The following is a 19,407-nucleotide window of genomic DNA, read 5'->3' on the forward strand; positions in this document are numbered from 1 at the left end:
TTTTTAAAATGACCTTTGTGTGACAGACTAAATCTTCGCAAATTCTAATTTTCTGCTTGTTGCCGGATTAAGACTGCTGCTGTTTGAGAGTCTACTGGCTTTGAGAAAAAGAATCCCTGGGCGAACTCGCATTTTAATCCTTTGAGTATCGATAGTTGCGAGGCTTCTTCGACTCCTTCTGCTACTACATCCATTCCTAAATTGTGGGATAAAGTAACGATCGATCGCACAATTTCTGTGGGGTCGATGCCTCCTTTGCCGAGGTCGAAGTCGCCTCCCATCCTGCTGACAAAGGATCGGTCTATTTTTAAGGTATTGGTGGGGAAGCGGTGCAGGTAGGAGAGTGATGAATAGCCGGTGCCGAAGTCGTCGATGCACAGGTGTATGTTTCGGGCTCTAAGCTGCACCAGCATGGCTGTGACTGATTCGGAATTTTCTATGAGTACGCTTTCGGTAATTTCTAGCTTTAAACTGTTGCCGTCGAGGTGACTTTCTTCGAGAACTCGATCGATATATTCGATTAAATCTGGCTGAGAAAACTGTTTGACTGACAGGTTGACGCTGACGCTTAAGGGCGGGTTATTTTGAAATAGCTGCTGCCACTGGCGGATTTGCTGGCAAGCTGTGCGGAGTACCCAGCGGCCCAGCGGTACGATCAATCCGGTTTCTTCGGCTATGGGAATAAATTCGTTGGGCGAAACTAAGCCTCGTTCTGGATGCTGCCACCGCACCAGGGCCTCAAAACCGATAATTGTGTTATGGGCGATCGACATAATCGGCTGGTAGTGAATGATAAACTGGGGTGTTGGGGATAAGGGAGGTAAGCCCGATCGGGCTGATTGCGGAGAGTCTTCTTCTCTAGCGGGGTCTCTAATTGATTCGATCGCCCGTCGCAGGTCATTTTCTAACTGCAACAGCTTCAAAGCGTGGGCGTGCATGGAACTATTGAAAACTTCGTGTCGGGCTCTGCCGAGTTCTTTGGCGCGGTACATGGCTGTATCGGCGTCGCGTAGCAGGCTTGTCGGTTCCTCGTATTCGCCGGAGCTCAATGCAATGCCGATGCTGGCGGTGATAAAGACTTCGTGTCCGTCTAGCAGGATGGGGGAGGTGATTGTCTTTTGCAAGCGGTTGACTATGTTGGTAGCTTCATTTACGCCGTCGATGTCTTCGAGTAACAGCACAAATTCGTCTCCTCCGAGGCGGGCCACTGTATCTCCGACTCTGAGACAAGCTGTTAGACGCTGCGCGATCGCAACTAGCAGTTGATCGCCGATCGCATGGCCGAGGGAATCGTTGACTACTTTAAATCGATCTAAATCGAGAAACAGCACGGCAAATAAGTAGTCTTTGCGCCGTTTTGCTAGCCTCAGAGCGTGTTCCAGCCGATCGCTAAATAGCGATCGGTTGGGCAATCCGGTAAGGGCATCGTGAAAAGCGTCGTGCAGCAATTGTGCTTCGGCGAGTTTGCGCTGAGTGATGTCGTGGCAGTTGATCACGATGCCCTTGACTGCCGGATCGTGCAGTAAATTGGTGGCTACAGCTTCTACATAACACCAGGAACCGTTGCGGTGGAGCACTCTATACTCCAGGGGGCACTGGCTTGTTTTGGGGTTTTCAATGGCTTTGTGGAGGGTTTGGGCGATCGCGGCGCAGTCGTCGGGATGAACAGTCCCTAGGGCGCTGCGCCCGATCGCCTGGTGGGGCGCGTAGCCTAAAATTCGCTTGACGGAAGGGCTGATGTAGCGGAATATGCCCTCGGCGTCGAGAATGATCGTGATGTCTGTGGCGTTTTCAATCAGCGATCGAAATCGCTGTTCGCTTTGTCTGAGGGCTGATTCTGCCTGTTTGCGTCCGCTGATATTCAGGGCTACTCCGTCTATAATGATGTCCCCGTTTTTGTTTTTGGAAAATCTGGCGCTGTCTTGCACCCACTTGACTTCGCCTGAATTCAACAGGATACGGTACTGGCGATCGCAGGGCAACAGACTGGCACTCGATGCTGCGACGCTGCTGTCATAGGAACTTTTGTCATCGGGATGGATGATTTTGGTCAACTGTTCGGGGTACGCCATTGCTTCTTCTGGCCCGATCCCAGTAAGTTCGCGCACCCCCGGACTAATGTAGGGCATGGAGGTTGTGCCGTCTGGATGCAGCACGGCGCGGTAGACTGAACCGGGAATGTTGGCTGCCATTGTGGCTAGCTGTTGCTGGATGCCGCGGACTTCGGCTTCAGCGCGTTTGCGTTCTGCGAGTTCGGTTTGGGCTTGTTGGTAGAGTTCGGCTTGGTGGATTGCGATCGCACATTGATCTGCGATCGCTTTGAGTAGCGACAGTTCTTCGGCGCTCCAATAGCGATCGCGATCGCACTGATAGATACTAATTCCTCCCAAAAATGACTGACGGTAAAGCAGCGGTGCGATCGTGACGGTGCGAAACCCTACAAACTCTGCTGATGCTTGCAGGGACGGGCACAGGCCCGATAACTCTTCGATGACGACGGCTTCTCCTGCCGCGAGTTCGGTTTGGTAGTGTTGGGCAAATGTGCAATTTAGCCCGATGAGTCCTTGTTTCTCTGCGGCTTTGCTGATATGGCGGACTACAATCCTGCCTTCAGCATCTGGCTGCAAGATCGCGCAGCCGCTGATTTCGAGAGATTCGTGCAGTTGATCTGCGGTAGTTTGCAGCACTTCGTCGAGTACCAGGGTTTCGCGCATGGCTTGGATGATGCGGTTGACGATCGCCTCACGAGTCGCTTGCCGCTGAATTTGGGCGATCGCGAATTGTTGCTGGCGGCGCATTTTGTATTCTTGGAGCGATCGTTCTAATACTGTTGGCAGCCTAAACAGCCGCCCTTTTAATACAAAATCGTTCATGCCGGCTTTGATGCACTCAACTGCCGCTTCTTCTCCCAAACTTCCCGTTACTAAAATAAATGGTATTTCTTGCCCTAATTCCTGCATTAATTTCAACACTTCTAAACCGTTAAACCCAGGGAGGCGGTAATCTGACAGCACTGCGTCGTACTTGCAATTGTGGATCAGTTGTCTGCATTCTGTTGCTGTTTCGGCAGTATCGTAGTTAAAATTTACTCCCCCCGCTTCTAACGCGAGCACTATTAATTCCAGATCTTCCGCCATGTCTTCGACAATCAACAATTTTAACGTTGATTCTGATACTGTTTTTAGTAAATAGTTTGTCTGAGTTCTATCTAACATACGGTATTGTGGAGTATTAAATTTGTTGTTCGTTTTTGGGCTAGATTTCATTTATTAAATTGAGTATAGTTAAGTTTGTATCACTGTTTTTAGTTAGATTTTTAATGCTTTAGCAATATTAATGATGTTTTGATGACATTGATTTAGCACGTGCAACGGAGGGCTGGCAGAACCGACTGTTACTTATTGAACTGTATAATAGTTTTCAATTATAAATTAAGAACTACTATAGCATCGAAGGCGAAGAGTGACGTATGTCTGGTAATAGGTAATGAATAATGTGCCAGAAAGCTTTTGAACAGCAAGCTTTTCGGTGATTGCCGATTACCTTTTTCCCGATTACCCAAGCGTACCCGATCTTTCTGAGAACTGCTATATACTGGTCACTTGCGAATCTACATTGCTGTTTGAGATTGTTTGCCTAGTTTAAAGTAGAACGTGGCTCCTTGACTAGGTATGCTTTCTGCCCAAATCGTGCCGCCGTGGCGGTGAATAATCCGCCCGACGATCGCCAAACCGATCCCCGTACCTTCAAATTCTCTCTGGGAATGCAGCCTCACAAAGGCTCCAAAAAGTCGATCGGCATATTCCATCGGAAAACCCACGCCGTTATCCTTGACAAAAATCGTTCCATCAGGTAAGGAATCAATAACTATTGTAGCCGGAGTGCGTCCGCGGCTGAACTTGACGGCGTTGCTAATCAAGTTGCTGAACACCTGTTGCAGCAAGGTGGGATCTCCCATCACCGTCGGCAAATCTCCGACGGCAAATTCAACGCTGTCGGGAGTTGGGCCCAGATCTCCGGCTGTTCGGGGTTTAGTCAATTTAATCGCAGTTTGCACCAGGCGGGTGAGATCGATCGGAATTTGCACTAACTCGGTGCGGCCCACCCGCGAAAGAGCGAGTAAACCGTCAATCAACAAACTCATTTTTTGGCTGCTATCATCAATCACTTCCATGTAGTGAACGATTTTAGGATCGTTCAAGATTTCAGTTGATTCTAAGCGTTGTTTCAAAGCATTAACAAAACCTGAAATATGGCGTAAAGGAGCGCGGAGATCGTGGGAAACAGAATAGCAAAAAGATTCTAATTCTTGATTAGCAGCCTCTAATTGCTCAGTGCGTTTCGACAAAGCTTGTTTTGTCTCAACCAACTCAGTGATATCGCGAGAAGTGCCAATTAAAGCATAAACCTCGCCATCGAGATTCCTGAGAGGAATTTTAAAAGTGTCGAAGTAAACAGTATCGCCGGACAATACAAATTTTTCTTGCAAGTGTAGAGTTTCACCTGATTCAAATACCAGCAAGTTTTCACGCACAAATTTTGTGACAACTTCAGGGGAAAAACACTCAGACACGGTTTTTCCTTGCATTTCTTTTCGGCTGTTGAACCCTGCCATTTTTGCCAAAGGTTGATTGACAAAAACCTGACGCATATCTTCGCGTTCTACAACAAAAATGTGATCGGGTAAAGCATCAAAAAAAGTTTCAAGTTCGGCGGTACGCTGGGCAACTTGAACTTCTAAAGTTTCGTAGAGCTGTTTGAGTTCTTCTTCGGCTCGTTTGCGATCGCTGATATCTTGACCGATGCCGATGTGTCGGCCGTCGGAGAGACGAATATTTGCCCAAGTAGTGTCAATTATTCGCCCGTCTCTAACTGTTGTTTTGAAGTCTTTCCAGTTCTCAGTTGCTGCTTGGATTTCATCCAAAACGTATTGGCGGTATTCTGCCTGCGGGTAGCATTCGGCAAAGATATCGTAGTTTTTGAGTTCTGCAAAACTCCAGCCCAGCACTTTTTCCCAGTAGCGGTTTACCCACTCTATTTCACCGCTATGTCCCAAGAATGATAGCATGACTGGCACGTTGTCGAAGATTGTTTGCAGCACTTCGTTTTGCTCTTTTAAGGATTCTTCGGCTTGTTTGCGTTGCGTAGCTGCCGCCACGGCATCGCTGATGTCGAGTATCGAACCGATAATTTGCTGAATTTGTCCCCCTGGGGTTCTTTTGAAAATTGTCGATCGATCGTGCACCCACCGCCATTCGCCGTTTTTGTGTTTGATTCTGTAGTCAGTGTCATTTGTAGCGTGAGGGTTGGTGCTGTTTTCCAGCAACTGCATACTTGCACTTAACTTGTGCAGATCCTCGGGGTGAACTAAGCTAGAAATAGCTTCTGTACCCAACTCTTGCATTTCTTGGGGAGTGTAGCCCAGGATGGCTGTGACGGCTGCATTGGCATAGATATTTTGCTGTGCTTCTGTGTCGTAAATGTACAGAAAGTTCGGGAGGGTTGTAACAATGCTTTCTAAAAGTTGTTGCTGTTTTTGCAGCTCTAATTCAGCTTGTTTGCGCTGTGTCAAATCCAGCACAAAACTCACCCCAACTTCCTGGCTTCCTTCTAAAAATGCAGCGCCTAGCAGCACCGGAACGCGGCTGCCGTCCGAGCAGATGTATTCTTTTTCATAGGGAATAGCTGTGGTGGTAACTGTCATTTCTGCAAGTTTTTGTTCGTCTAGGCTGCGGTACTTTGGCGGTGTCATTTTTAGCCAGCTAATTTTTTTTTCAAGCAAATCGTGTCTTGTGTATTTTACTAGGTTTAAAAAAGCTTGATTTGCGTCGGTAATCTGACCATTAATTTCCCAAAAAAAGATGCCGATAATATTAGAGTTAACTACGCGCCTAAACCTAGCTTCGCTTTGACGCAACTGAGCTTCGACTTGTTTGATTTCTGTGATGTCCCGGGTGATGCTTAAAACTGTTTCTACTGAATTGTCCTCAGCAAATTCGGGAATTACTCGACTTTGATAGTATTTTGTCCCATCGGGAGTGGGAAAGTCAAATTCGATGGTTTCTTGTTTGCCGGTGCGACAAACTTTGACACACGCTTCGTCCCACAGGTTGCAAATGTGGGGGGACATTCCTAATTCTTTGTTGCTTTTGCCGATAAATTCTGAGGGGGGTTTTCCGGTGGCTCGTTCGACTTCTTTGTTGACGTAAAGGTGGCGCAGTTCTCGATCGAACCGCGCTATGATATCGGTAGCATTTTCCGCGAGGGCGCTGAAGGCCTGTTGGCGCTGGCGAAGTTGTTCTTGAGTGCGGTGCTGTTCGGTGATGTCTGTGGCAAAAGACAGAATTGAAACTAATTTTCCTTCTGCATCGATTAGTGCAGAATTGTACCACTCGCAGTAAATTACTGAGCCATCTTTGGTAGAGTTGCGGTTGCGGCAAACGTTGCGGGGTTCTCTGCTGTAAAACATTTGATTTGCCGCAGCGCTGACTTGCTCGAAGTCTTCTGGATAAATTATTGAGCATTCGTGCCAGTATTGGCCGATTATTTCTGCTGCACTCCAGCCAAATATTTGTTCGGCCATTGGCGACCACCGCACTACCCGCAGTTCGCTATCCCACTCTAGAACTGCCATTGGCGAGTTTTCTAGGTGAAATTCCCGCTGCGAGTTGGCTTGTTTTATTTTGGTTTGAAGTTGCTGGCGGAGTTCCTTGGCTGCGACAAAGCGCTCGCTGATTTCCTGTGCGTTTGCGGCGCCGGCTTTGGCTATCTGAGCAATGGTTTCTGCTGTTTGTTTTTCGAGTTCGTTCCAAGCGAGTTCGAGGGCTGATTCCACCTCCTCTAGCTCAGTGATGCTGTTCTGAAACAGTGCGGCACTTTCCACTGGAATTTCAGGCATATTTTTGACAGTTAAGCAAGTGTTAGGTTGAGACTTTTAAATTAAACTTTAACAATTAAAAATGTGTAGTTTATTGTTAAATTATACATTTTTACTTTTTAATTTGTGCGTGGCGCCGATTTTGAGTGGCGGCGGTGCTATTAAAGACGGCAGGTATAGGTTTAGCGTGCAGATCGGCACTTGCGATCGATCGCCCCAAAACTCTCCTCACCCAAGTACGGGCGCACTCTGCTCTGTATATTTTTGCACAGGATTGTGTTCCCGTGGCGTCGAAATAATACTGAGGCAGATCTGTGCGCGAGCCGATCGCGCATCCGTAGTAGAGCATTGGGTGTGCCGATCGCCAGCAAGAAGAGCGCGGCGGGGGAAAACTAACCCAGGGAAGTCAATTATTAGCCACCAGTGGCCCAAATGGTCGATCGATCTTGTTTGCGAACTCTGCCGGTGTGAAGTGAAAACCGTCCCTAGCCGACAAATACTCCCAAGTCGGTTTCGTCAATAAACAGCTAAAATATAATAGACCTCTTGCAAAAATCCTTTTAACCAAATTTTGGGACGGGCTAGAAGCCCATCCCACAAGAAAAAAGATTTTTGTGGGATGGGCTTCTAGCCCGAATCTTAAAGTTATTCAGTCTTTATAGGTCTCTTATGACTGCTGCTACATCAGTTAAAACTCAGTACGAAGCTGTTATCGGTCTCGAAACTCACTGTCAATTGAGTACGAATACTAAAATTTTCTCCAGCTCTTCTACAGAATTTGGTAATGCTCCAAATACTAACATTGACCCAATTTGTATGGGGATGCCTGGAGTGTTGCCAGTATTAAATCAAAAAGTGCTGGAGTATGCAGTGAAGGCAGGGCTAGCTCTCAACTGTCAAATTGCACCTTATAGTAAGTTTGACCGCAAGCAATATTTCTATCCCGATTTGCCAAAAAATTATCAAATTTCTCAGTTCGATTTGCCGATCGCCATTAACGGTTCGATAGAAATTGAAATGGTAGACGAAACGGGCAATTCTACTAGAAAAAAAATCGGAATCACTCGCTTGCACATGGAGGAAGATGCAGGGAAATTGGTTCACGGCGGTAGCGATCGCCTCAGCGGTTCTACTTATTCAATGGTAGATTACAACCGCGCCGGCGTGCCTTTAATCGAAATTGTTTCGGAACCGGATTTGCGAACGGGCGCGGAAGCTGCCGAGTACGGTCAAGAATTGCGCCGGATCGTGCGTTATATCGGTGTCGGCGACGGGAATATGCAGGAAGGTTCCCTGCGCTGCGACGTGAATATTTCGGTGCGCCCCGTTGGCAGAAAAGAGTTCGGCACGAAGGTGGAAATTAAAAATATGAACTCTTTTAATGCGATCGAACGGGCGATCGATTACGAGATCGAGCGGCAAATTCAAGCGATCGAAAATGGCGAAACCATCATCCAAGAAACGCGGCTTTGGGATGAAAACAAGCAGTGTACTTTCAGTATGCGGATTAAGGAAGGTGCGAGCGATTACCGCTATTTCCCGGAACCGGATTTGCCTCCGATCGAAGTTTCGGCAGATCAACTGCACGATTGGAAAGCTCAACTGCCGGAATTGCCAGCAGAAAAACGATACCGCTACGAAACTCAACTAGGTCTTTCTCCCTACGACGCGCGGGTTTTGACTGACGACAAAGCGGTGGCTGAGTATTTTGAAAAGTCGATCGCCGCCGGTGCTGTGGCTAAAGGCGCTGCGAATTGGGTGATGGGCGATATCACTGCTTATCTGAAAAATGAGAAACTGGCGATCGCACAAATTCCTTTCCAACCGCAGGATTTGGCCGAACTGCTGGGGCTAATTGATGCTGGCACGATCAGCGGCAAAATCGCTAAGGATATTTTGCCGGAGTTACTAGCAAACGGCGGTTCGCCTCAGAAGTTGGTTGAAAGCAAGGGTTTGATTCAAATTTCTGATACAGGGGCGATCGATCGCGCGATCGATGCAGTGTTGGCCGCCAATCCCAAGGAGCTCGAACAGTACCGGGCTGGCAAAACTAAGCTGCTGGGCTTTTTCGTCGGCAAGGTGATGAAAGAAACAGGCGGCCGGGCAGATCCCAAATTGACCAATGAGTTGCTGGCAGCCAAGCTTAACAGCCCAGCCTAAGCAGTCGTTAAAGGAGTCGTGTAGCGGATAGAGTGGCGGGCGATCGGTTTTTCCTGAGCCCGTCCTTCCCGCTTCATGGTAACTTTACAATTAAGTATACATTTCTTGACAATATCTTCACATTTAGGGGTATCACCCCTCATGCCTGTTGTGTTATATTCTGTTATGTAGATGCACCCTGATGGCAAGGAGAGTTACTTCCGTAGCTCTCTCTTTTTTTTGTCTTTTTTTTGTGGGACACGGACGTGAAAATACGGATGAGCGGTTTCTGGAAGGTTTCAATCGTGGTATCGTGTAGCGGATAGAGTAGCGGGCGATCGGTTTTTCCTGAGCCCGTCCTTCCCGCTTCATGGTAACTTTACAATTAAGTATACATTTCTTGACAATATCTTCACATTTGGGGGTATCACCCCTCAGTCCTGTCGTGTTATATTCTGTTATGTAGATGCACCCTGATGGCAAAGAGAGTTACTTTCGTAGCTCTCTCTTTTTTTGTCTTTTTTTTGTGACTACGGTCGTAAAAATACGGATCGCAAGATTCTGGCTGGACAAATGCCGAATAATCGCAGCAGGAAAATGCTAAAGACAGTCAGAAATAGACAATAAGAAGCTGGCAATCTTGATATGTAAAGGTTTGAGGCGTTTGGGCTAGCTATACTTCTTCATGAAAATTTTATATAAGATGGTGTCACCCCTCATCCCTAATGTGTTATAGTCTGTTATGTAGATGCACCCTGATGGCAGGGAGAGTTACTTCCGTAGCTCTCTCTTTTTTTTTGTCTTTTTTTGTGGGGCACGGACGTGAAAATACTGATGAGCGGTTTCTGCTTGGAAGAATCCCGAATTGTGGAACCGCGAGGACGCTTGTCACGAAGGAAGATACCTGAAGCAACTGCCAATCTTCAGCCCGCAAGGTTTAAATCGTTGCGCCAGCTATACTTTTTCATCAAAGCCTGACAAACTGGGCTTCGCCCCTCATTCTCAATATGTTATATCATGTTACAGAGATGCACCCTGATGGTCGGGAGAGTTACTGAGGTGACTCTCCTTTTTTTGTCTGAATGGGGAGAATGGGAGAGGGGACAATGGCGAGAGTTGGCCATACTGATTGCCGATTACCCATTAGCAATTACCCATTAGCAATTACCCATTAGCAATTACCCATTAGCAATTACCGCTGGAAGTCGATTAATATCAACTTGAGTTATTAAGTGATTTTGACAGCATGAGCGAACAAGCTAGCGAGCTAATCAAGCAAGGGATTTTGCAATATCAGGCGCACCAATTTGAGGCGGCGCTGGATTCTTGGCAGGAAGCCCTGACGCTGTATCGCTCAATGGACGATAAGCGCCGATCGGGTGCAGCGTTGGGTAATATGGGCGTGGCTTACGAGGCGCTCTTGAATTACGATCGCGCGATCGACTGTTATCAGCAGCATTTGGTGTTAGCGCGGGAAATTGGCGATCGCCGGGGCGAGGCAAATGCTTTGGGAAATCTGGGCAATGCTTGCTGTGCCCTTGAAGATTTTTCTGGTGCTATTGATTACCAGCAGCAGCGTTTGGCGATCGCGCGAGAGACTGGCGACTTTCGCGGAGAGTTGGAAGCTTTGGGCAATTTGGCCCTGGCTTGCGATGCTAATGGAAATTTGCCCGATGCGATCGAGTGTTATCAGCAGCAATTGTCGATGGCGCGCGCCCACCAGGACGATCGCGTTGAGCGCAGTGCTCTCAAGAGTTTGAAGCTGGCTTACAAATATTTAGCCGATTACGAGAAAGCCGACGAGTACCGACAGCAGCAATTGGCGATCGTGCGGGAACTGTTTTTAACCGACAAACATCATGATTTTGTCCAACTTGCAGAAACAGTTGGTTTGAATCCCGTCGAAGATTTTGCCGGAGCTGATTTAAGGAATTTTGACTTGAACTACGCTGATTTGAACGGTGCAGATTTACGCGAAACCAACCTCCAAGGTGCAGATTTGACCTTGGCAGATCTCAGCGGTGCTTTGCTGAGTTCTGCTATTTTAATTGATGCTACTTTGTGCAATGCTAATTTGCGGGATGCTGAACTCAGCAGTGCCAATTTAAGCGGTGCAGATTTGCGAACCAAGCTGCCGAGGGCAAATTTAACCGGTGCAAATTTAACCGGGGCTAATTTGAGCAGTGCTTATTTACCGAATGCAATTTTAGTTAATGCGAATTTGACAAACACTGATTTCAAAAATGCTGACTTGAGCGGTGTTGATTTGAGCGGTGCAAATTTAAACGGTGCAGATTTAAGCCGCGCTGATTTAAAAAATGTGGTAGTGGAGAATGCGAGGTTTGTTGGTTGTTTGGGGATTTCGGAAGGGGTCAAAGTTGAGTTGACGACGCGGGGCGGGATTTTCGAGTAAAATAGGAATGTTGGTAATTGTAGAGGGGAATAAAAGCTATGACTGCCGTAACTGCAAAACGATTCTCGATCGCCGAATATGACCGTTTGGCAGAACTGGGATTTTTTGAATCCGATAACCGATTTGAATTGATTCGCGGAGAAATTATCAAAATGGCTGCTAAAGGTAGGCTTCACTCGGTTTGTAATACTCTTTTAGTTGAGGAGTTAATCATTTTACTGGCAAGACGCGCTCGCGTGCGCGTACAGGAACCGATTATTTTGTCAGATGATAGTGAACCAGAACCTGATGTGGTTATTGCCCGCCGTTCTGACAATTATGTATCTTCTCACCCCCTAGCTGCTGATATTTTGTTGGTAATTGAGGTTTCTGATTCGACATTGAAGTACGATCGGAGAACGAAGTTATCTCTTTACGCTGAATCGGGAATTTCTGATTATTGGATATTTAATTTGGTAGAGCCTCAACTGGAAATGTACAGCGAACCTTATCAGAAACAAACAGGTGGTTTCGATTATCGAGTCAAACGAGTGGTTTTGCCGAATGAGGTTGTGGTAATTCCAGGTTTCCCAGATTTGTCTCTCGATTTATCTGCGGTATTTCCGGCGCAGATGGGTGAGTAGACTTGAATTGCATTCATTTACAGACTATCTGGAAATTATCTGCGTTTATCTGTGTTCATCAGCCCTGCATCTGCGGTCGATCTATCAATCAAAGATTTATGCAATCTTATCTAGTGAAGGTGCCGATCGATCGCCCGAATTGATGGTATAATCCAAAAGTGCGATGGCTAAGCCCCGGCTTGTGCCTACGAACTACTCAGCAAAATACCACTATGCCCGCTGAAAATCTCACCTCGCCAGGCCAAAATATCCAGTTATCGGGTATCAGTTGGCAAACCTACGAAACCTTGCTCGCCGAATACATTGACCGGCCGCTGCGGCTGAAATACAATGGTGGCAATCTAGAGATTCTGGAACCTTCACCAGAACACCAATTTTACAAAACAATAATCGGCAGATTTGTGGAAACCCTGGCTGAAGAATTCGGACTGAACATTGCAGCCGTCGGTTCCACAACTTTTAAGCGTCCAGAACTCAGCAGTGCAGAACCAAATGAATGTTTTTACATCCAGAATTTATCTGCAATTAAAGGAATAAAAAGAATTGACACGAAGGAAAGTCCGCCACCTGATTTAGTAGTGGAACTCGATCTCACGAGTTACTCGGAAAATAGCTTGCAAGTTTATGCTGATGTCGGCGTGCCGGAAGTTTGGATTTATAACGGCGAACGCCTGATTATCAATAGATTAGAAAATAGAGCATACGTTTCGTGCGATCGCAGTTTAGCATTTCCCACTGTACATATTTTAGAAATTGTCGGGTTTTTGCAACAGGCGGAAACAATGGATTATTTAGAATTAGTTCAAGCATTTCGGAATTGGGTAAAAAACCAAATACTACCAACCAATTAAGCTAAGGTGCATCACGGGTGTCAATCGATTTTAGATTTTAGATTTTAGATTTTAGATTGACCCCACGGATAAATTTGGGGGAAGAGAGGATTTTAGATTTTCGATTTGGGATTGATTCACGATAAATTATCAAAATCATCAGAGATAAAATTTTGCTTAAGAGTTTTGCTCAAGAGTGATAAAATAAAATAAAGCACTCGTCAAAATCTCCATCACAGTCTGGCAGAGCCAGCACTTCTACCGATATGCGATCGCTAGAGTCTCACAACAAATACCCAGATTGCTTGTGGATGCAACTAGAAGCAATTCCAGTGCCATCAGTTGCAGCCCAAACCCAGCAGCTTGACATTCACTTGAGCCTCAATTTTAACGAGCATTGGGAACCGCTGCTGGGCGGCCGCGTTAAATTTGGTCTGCAAGGCGGAACGCTCAAACTAAATCTGGAAAACTGCGAAATTCCGGTAGCATCGCGTCAATTAGTGGGTGATTTTGAGCTGTCGCCCATCGACAGCAGTACAGAGATTTTGTCAACCGAAAGTCAGCGGAAAGTCCGAGACAACGAGAAGGTGGAAAAAATCCAGGAAACTGACTGCACGTTTTGTCATGTTTCCACAATCGGCGACGATACAAAACCCGCTTGGATTTTTTCATTAAAACGGGGAAAACCAATATTAAAAGGTTTGCTAAAAAGTGTTAAACTGGGAGAATTTCCCGCCAAACCATTGCGGATTGCAGCGGCTTTTGAAGTTGCGAAAGAAGATATTTATCTCACAGATGCGGAGGGTTTGTGGCCGCACGATATTACGCCAAATCAACATTCGGTTTTAGAAAGAATCCTGACTGTATATTTAGCAAATAAGCTCCAACCGGCTCTCAGTTGGGCGCTATTGTCTTACAATTTGCCTGCGGTGGAACAGCCTGAGGTGGAAATTATCGCGCCAGCCGAAGCCGAGTTGCAGGAAATGGTCGATCGCATTATAGCTGCTGAAACCGATGATTTTGTAGAACTGGCAACAATCGCCAATCTCAATCCCGCACTGGATTTCGCGGGCGGTAGCTTGCGCGGGACAAGTTTAAGTGCAGTGGATTTTAGTAGTGCAAATCTCCCGGCGGCAAATTTCCGGGGTGCAAACTTAAACGATGCCGATTTCAGCGACGCCAACCTGCAAAACGCCAAATTTGGCGGTGCAGATTTGAGTGGCGCTTTCCTCGGAAATGCAGATTTGAGCGGTGCAGATTTGTACCGCGCCAGTCTGGCTTTAGCAAACCTCAGCGGTGCCGATTTTAGTCGCGCAAATCTGCTCGAAGTTAACCTAACAAATGCTAATTTCAGCGGTGCGAATGTCAAGTCAGCGAGGTTTGGGAATAACTCGGGACTTGCGGAAGATGTCAAGCTAAATTTACAGCAGCGGGGAGCAATTTTTGAGGATGTTTAGCCCGTAAATGCCAGATCCCGTTCATCCATCCGCATCCATCGTGGCACGGGCCCAAAAGCCTGTGCGATAGATCGGTTCAAAAAATATCGCTCGCGTTTCTTAAACTTTTTGTGGCTTTGGCTAATAAATTTACAATTCTGCTGTAGAGCTATTGAGCGATCGCCTGACTCGATTCAATCTTTGCAGGCGAAGCTGTTCTGCCAGTAGCGTATTAATTTCTCCTAATTCTAAATTGACTTCTTGAACCTCCATACGAGTTCGGCGGAGGTTAGCTAGCAAACGTTTAGATGTTTCTGGATCGGGGATGCGCGGTTGTTTATTCATGGCAAGTTGTATTCCATCTTAACTTCTTCAATACTACGCTCCAGTGCCGGAATCCTTGCTTGGGTTCGTGCTATAGCTCGTTCTAGTAATTGTAGCATATCACCAGAGGCAACAGGTTGAGCTTGGGCAATTTGAAGCTGGATAGTAGATAGTTGAGAGTAGGAAGATTCAGCATCATCGGCTGCACTTTTCATTTCATCTAGTGCCGCAATCGTTGCCTCGGTCTCTCCAAATAGTTCAAAAATGGTTAATTCCAAGGCAGAAGCTTCATTAACAATATCTAAAGCCTGCTGTTTTAATTGATTTATAATTTCAGTAGTTCTTGATGGTAAATCAGCCATATTTACACCCCTAAAATTAAGTTATTGCCATAAAAATTTAACATACCATAGTGTAATCGATCAACATCCGAAGCAGTTCACAATCATACATACCGAAATCCTTTTCATCCATCAGCGTCCATCGTGGCACGAACCCAAAAGCCCGTGTTCCCGAATCGGTTCAAAAAAGAGCGTGAAGCGAAGCTATCTTCCCGCAAGGGTTCGGTGAAGGGTAGGGAATCGCCCTCAAAAAGAGCGATGGCTACGCCCGGGCCCCGGCCTACGCACTTCACCAAAACAAATTATCCCTCATCCTCCGATTTCACAGGAGCACGCCCAGAAATCACAATAAATCCTACCGACTCAAGAGTTAGGTGCGGGTGGCGAATTCCCGCTAAAACCGCTTGACTCAACAAACTTTCGGTACTAATTTCATCAGCCAAAACTGATTCTAAAAGTTGTTCCGATTTAGAAAGTCGATTCAAACGTAATTGCAATTGATTTACCCGATTTTTGAGTTGAATTGCAGCACTGGTAGCAGAATTATTGCACATTTCGACAAAAGCCTCGCGCCCGCGCAGCAATTCCTCCGATACCACCCGCCCCTTCTGACAAAAATCATCCCAATCCAGGGAATCTACAAAATTGTCAATCAGCGATGTGCGATTTTTAGACAAATTGTAATCCCGATTTGGGCCGCCTTTCCCCTTATAACCGCGCTGCAAGATTGCCAAAACTTCCGCCTCTTCTACCAGAGACATTTGTTCGCTGCGAGCATCTACATACACAGTTTCAAAAATTGGCAAAAACAGAGCATCAGCGCGCCGTTGCAAAGCTTTTAAGTTGTAATTTTCGATGTTTTGTGCTTGCAAAATTTGAGCAGCAGGCTGCACATCAGTCTGAATTGAATAATTAAACTGAAAGCCAAACCATTCCTTCCCTTCCGCAGCATCCCAACTTTCATCGTGACGCCACATCGCAAAAGCTTGACCCCGATCGTCCCAGCGAACATAGGCGCCCAGTGCATCAATTAATCCCTCGCCAGTTCGATAAAGAACGACATCGGTATTTTGATGAGCAATACGCCGATTGTAACTACCGTATTGCTGACAATAGGGAACTAATTGAGTTGTCAAATCCTTGGAGGGAATTAAGGTTTTTTGAGTAGGTTGATAGCGCACCAAACCAGAGATACTGGGATGTTCGACTTGTTTGAAATGGAGGGCTTGACACAACCAACCTTCCGCCGCCCGCTGCATTTCTTTATGGCGTGCGTCGCAGTTGTCGAGGGATTCAAAATACTGAGATGCGCTGTCATCAAGAATATCAATTTCATCGAGGGCGTATTGTTCATCGATTTTGATTTTCTCTTGTTCGATTTCAGTTTTAATCGATTCAAGTTCGCTTGATAGGCCTTTTGCTCCTTCAGTAAACAACTTTTCTTCAAGTGTAATCAGTTTGGTTTCGGCATAAAACTGAAGGCTGGCGATCGATTTGTTGAAGATATCAAACCCGTTTTTTAAGACTTGAAACCAAGCTTCGTGGGGGCTATCGGGCATATCCGGGCCTGCAAACAAACAAAATTGCACTCCCATTTTGCTACCAATGCGATCGACTCTGCTGAGTCTTTGTTCTAGCTGGTTGGGAAACCACGGTAAATCGAAGTGGACTAACCAATCTATAAATTGTAGGTTGACGCCTGTTTCTGCCGATCGATCGCACACCAAGACAAAACAATGCGGTTCAGTCTTAAACCGATGGAGATTCGCCTCCACATCATCCGCTGATTTGGTCATGTCATGACTGGCGATCGCCTTTTTACCAAAGATTTTAGCTAAATTTTCCGCAATCTCTTGACAAGTCGTCGTAAAACTGGTGAAGATCGCAATTTTCGGGAAACGTTCGCCCGGAATCGGCCGTTTAATTTGCTGTTGAATTCTGGAGAGCAAATCGCGAGGATTGCTGTGATATTCGCGCGGAACCTTCAATGCAACTGCGAGAAATCGCAAAATAGCGATTCGTAACAAACCCAGTCGATCGAACCCTTCCTCGACCTTTGACACAGTGTTGAGCAAGGTTTCCAGCAGTTCCCTTTCTTCGGAAAACAGCGCAGTTCTGGTCAAAATTGCGGTGTCGCTTTGTCCAAATTCGCGATCGAGCTCTGGACTAGATTTTTTCTGCAAGCGAGCTTTGATAACCCGTTCCAAAACATTCAACCAAGTACCGGAAGCGCGGAAAAACAGCAGAAAAATTCTCTGATATTCGCTAGATTTGGGAGCAGCAGCGCGCCATTTATCGAGTACAGTTTGAATTTCAGACCAGGCGAGATTTTTCTTCGGTTTCTTTGGTTTTTAGGCTTTTTTCTAATTCCTTTGCCAATGCGATTAAATAATCATCTTTAGCAAAAAGAGTGCGAAGTTGAGCAAGTTTTGTTTGCAAAACAGCAGGCTGTGTTGTCTCTCGGAAATCGAGTAAAGTTCGACCAATTTCTTGACGGTTCTGCACCTGTGCTTTGAAACTTTGTAAATCGTCAACACGGTAGGTTGTGGGGTCTAGCAAGTGCAGCATCGTGAGAAAATCTTGCTCGCGGCCGATGACTGGCGTTGCAGATAATAACAATAAATTTTTGCTTTTATGAGCTAGTTTCTGGCAGAGTTCAAAGGATTGTTGTTGATTGCGATCGCTCGAATTAGCCATGGCTGCGAGTTCTTGCGCTTCATCAACAATCAAAAAATCTAGGTTAGCATTGCGGCTAATTTGATTGATTTCGCTCAAAGAAACAAGCTGCACTCGATCGGCAAAATGAGACAAATAGAATTTATTTTCTAACTCTTGCCGCCACTGTTCGAGCAGGTATTTGGGAACGATTACCACAGCGCGCCCGTTAGCATCGTCTAGCAAGAATTGGCGGAGAATTGTTCCCGCTTCTACTGTTTTCCCCAGTCCAGCTTCATCTGCCAACAAATAGCGCACGATTGGGTCTTCTAGGACGCGCCGCACGACTTCAACTTGGTGCGGGTACAGGTCTATGTTAGCAGAAATTAAGCCCGTCATGCCGCGACTGACGGCGCGCTGTTCGATCGCAGATTGGACAAAAGCCAAACGGCGATCGTGAAAATAGGGAGTTTCTTGGCCTTTAACCGCTAAAATGTCGATCGGATCGGCGATCGGGATATTGCAGCGAACGTAAAGCTCGGCTTCGACAGCTTGCAAACTTTGGCTGTCGGGGAGGTCAATTTCGTACTCTAGTTTATCTTCATCCCAGTCATAAACTCGGCCAATTATCCACCTTTCCTGACTTGTACTCCAGAGGTAGCAGCGGGTTTGACGCTGAAGTCGGGCTTCTTGTAGCAAACTGAGGGGTACAGTTTTGCGGATGCGGTTTTTTACTGAGCAAAAATATTCAACTATGGCATCGGGGTGGGATACCTCGACAACTTTTCCGATTCCCATATCGTTTTTGGGCGATCGAACTAATGAACCAACATCAATCATAATTTTAGCCTGACAATATCTGTTAGAATACACTAACGCCTGAGGGAATAGAATAACATTAGATATGAGATTTATTGCATAAATTTTTGATGGATAGGTAAACCGCAGATATCCGGCAGATTAACACAGATAAACGCAGATAATTTTAAGAATTGATAACAAATGAAAGCAATCTTATCTGTTGATTGAATATAATTACGATCGCCCAAAAATAACGGTGGGATTCCCCGATTCCCATTTGGGGTATTTCTGCATCACACTGGCGTAAATTTCCGAGTCAGTGAAGGCTGTCAACCAAGCTTGTAGGGGAATCCAAGGCTGTTCGTTGAACCAAATTTTATCGGTATGGGCGAATTGACGGACAAAAGGTGCGATCGCCATATCAGCCAATGCTACATTATTACCAAACAAATATTTATTCTTGATTAACTTAGCATTGAGTTTCCCCAGATATAAAGCACATTCATCGCGATGTGCTTGAGCATCAACACCAGCATAACGCTCAGGGTATTTATAACGGTCAAGATGATATTTAAACCCATAATCAAATTGAGAGATAAGTTCCAGCATTTCTGCAACAGAACCTTCCTTTGGCCTCAACCATTTTTCAGGATCGTGTTGTTCCAACGCCCACAACATGATATCGATACTTTGATCGAGTACGCGCCCGTCAACATCAATCAATATCGGTACTGTACCTTTCGGAGATACATCTAACATTTCTTGTGGTTTGTCTCGCAAAACAACTTCCCGCAACTCACACGCGCGATCGCTAATCATCAGCGCTAAACGTGCGCGCATAGCATAGGGACAACGGCGGAATGAATATAAAATTGGATATATTGGTGACATATAGTCATTGGGCATTGGGCATTTCTTGGTACGTAGTTGCGCTTCAGCGCTCTTGGGGCCCAAGCCCAACAACATAC

Annotated in this window: 15 protein-coding genes; 6 read left to right on the plus strand and 9 right to left on the minus strand. The window is 46.0% G+C overall.

All coding sequences use genetic code 11. The features are described 5' to 3' along the window. Positions 1 to 44 precede the first annotated feature (44 nt). The 3 genes from JGK20_RS03945 to JGK20_RS03955 form a co-directional block, all read right to left on the minus strand. The gene (locus tag JGK20_RS03945; protein WP_293229420.1) at positions 45 to 3,215 is read right to left on the minus strand and encodes an EAL domain-containing protein; all 3,171 of its coding nucleotides are present in this window, start codon (positions 3,213 to 3,215) and stop codon (positions 45 to 47) included. Between the two features lie 395 nt (positions 3,216 to 3,610). Further along, positions 3,611 to 6,898, minus strand: a complete 3,288-nt coding sequence (locus tag JGK20_RS03950; RefSeq protein ID WP_293211844.1) for a PAS domain S-box protein — start codon at positions 6,896 to 6,898, stop codon at positions 3,611 to 3,613. Between the two features lie 91 nt (positions 6,899 to 6,989). After that, positions 6,990 to 7,226 carry a hypothetical protein gene (locus tag JGK20_RS03955; RefSeq protein ID WP_293179892.1) on the minus strand — a complete coding sequence of 79 codons (237 nt, stop codon included), beginning with the start codon at positions 7,224 to 7,226 and terminating at the stop codon, positions 6,990 to 6,992. 320 nt (positions 7,227 to 7,546) lie between these two features. Here JGK20_RS03955 and gatB point away from each other — a divergent pair, with 320 nt between their 5' ends. Beyond that, on the plus strand, positions 7,547 to 9,037 hold the full coding sequence (gene gatB / locus JGK20_RS03960; RefSeq protein ID WP_293219398.1) for an Asp-tRNA(Asn)/Glu-tRNA(Gln) amidotransferase subunit GatB: 1,491 nt from the start codon (positions 7,547 to 7,549) through the stop codon (positions 9,035 to 9,037). Here the strand turns inward: gatB and JGK20_RS03965 are convergent. Then, the gene (locus JGK20_RS03965; RefSeq protein WP_293203166.1) at positions 9,034 to 9,180 is read right to left on the minus strand and encodes a hypothetical protein; all 147 of its coding nucleotides are present in this window, start codon (positions 9,178 to 9,180) and stop codon (positions 9,034 to 9,036) included. The two genes, gatB and JGK20_RS03965, sit on opposite strands and share 4 nt — an antisense overlap. Before the next feature lie 1,082 nt (positions 9,181 to 10,262). On the opposite strand from JGK20_RS03965, the gene JGK20_RS03970 reads away from it, so the two are divergent. The 5 genes from JGK20_RS03970 (at position 10,263) to JGK20_RS03990 (ending at position 14,339) form a co-directional block, all read left to right on the plus strand. Then, positions 10,263 to 11,429, plus strand: coding sequence for a pentapeptide repeat-containing protein (locus tag JGK20_RS03970; protein ID WP_293179886.1), 1,167 nt, complete (start codon positions 10,263 to 10,265; stop codon positions 11,427 to 11,429). Positions 11,430 to 11,467: 38 nt separating this feature from the next. Next, entirely contained in the window at positions 11,468 to 12,052 is a 585-nt protein-coding gene (locus tag JGK20_RS03975) for a Uma2 family endonuclease (protein ID WP_293190917.1), read from the plus strand. Then, positions 12,045 to 12,203 carry a hypothetical protein gene (locus JGK20_RS03980; protein WP_293229423.1) on the plus strand — a complete coding sequence of 53 codons (159 nt, stop codon included), beginning with the start codon at positions 12,045 to 12,047 and terminating at the stop codon, positions 12,201 to 12,203. Before JGK20_RS03975 ends, JGK20_RS03980 begins: the two co-directional genes overlap by 8 nt. A 61-nt stretch (positions 12,204 to 12,264) precedes the next feature. Then, positions 12,265 to 12,903 carry a Uma2 family endonuclease gene (locus JGK20_RS03985; RefSeq protein WP_293199141.1) on the plus strand — a complete coding sequence of 213 codons (639 nt, stop codon included), beginning with the start codon at positions 12,265 to 12,267 and terminating at the stop codon, positions 12,901 to 12,903. A 245-nt stretch (positions 12,904 to 13,148) separates the two neighbouring features. Then, the gene (locus JGK20_RS03990; protein WP_293190919.1) at positions 13,149 to 14,339 is read left to right on the plus strand and encodes a pentapeptide repeat-containing protein; all 1,191 of its coding nucleotides are present in this window, start codon (positions 13,149 to 13,151) and stop codon (positions 14,337 to 14,339) included. Positions 14,340 to 14,468: 129 nt separating this feature from the next. Here the strand turns inward: JGK20_RS03990 and JGK20_RS03995 are convergent, their stop codons facing one another. From JGK20_RS03995 to JGK20_RS04015, 5 genes are all read right to left on the minus strand, one after another. Next, on the minus strand, positions 14,469 to 14,663 hold the full coding sequence (locus JGK20_RS03995) for a hypothetical protein (RefSeq protein WP_293179877.1): 195 nt from the start codon (positions 14,661 to 14,663) through the stop codon (positions 14,469 to 14,471). Beyond that, positions 14,660 to 15,004: a hypothetical protein gene (locus JGK20_RS04000; RefSeq protein WP_293179874.1), complete on the minus strand. Its 345-nt coding sequence runs from the start codon at positions 15,002 to 15,004 to the stop codon at positions 14,660 to 14,662. Before JGK20_RS04000 ends, JGK20_RS03995 begins: the two co-directional genes overlap by 4 nt. Positions 15,005 to 15,285: 281 nt before the next feature. Then, positions 15,286 to 17,199, minus strand: coding sequence for a helicase-related protein (locus tag JGK20_RS04005; protein WP_293229426.1), 1,914 nt, complete (start codon positions 17,197 to 17,199; stop codon positions 15,286 to 15,288). 97 nt (positions 17,200 to 17,296) lie between these two features. Further along, complete coding sequence (locus tag JGK20_RS04010; RefSeq protein ID WP_293229428.1) at positions 17,297 to 18,478, minus strand: DEAD/DEAH box helicase; 1,182 nt, start codon at positions 18,476 to 18,478, stop codon at positions 17,297 to 17,299. A 195-nt stretch (positions 18,479 to 18,673) separates the two neighbouring features. Then, a partial coding sequence (locus JGK20_RS04015; RefSeq protein WP_293229430.1) for a glutathione S-transferase occupies positions 18,674 to 19,407 on the minus strand: 734 nt, incomplete at its 5' end.

Source organism: Microcoleus sp. PH2017_05_CCC_O_A, from assembly GCF_020738785.1.
Classification (GTDB): Bacteria; Cyanobacteriota; Cyanobacteriia; order Cyanobacteriales; family Microcoleaceae; genus Microcoleus.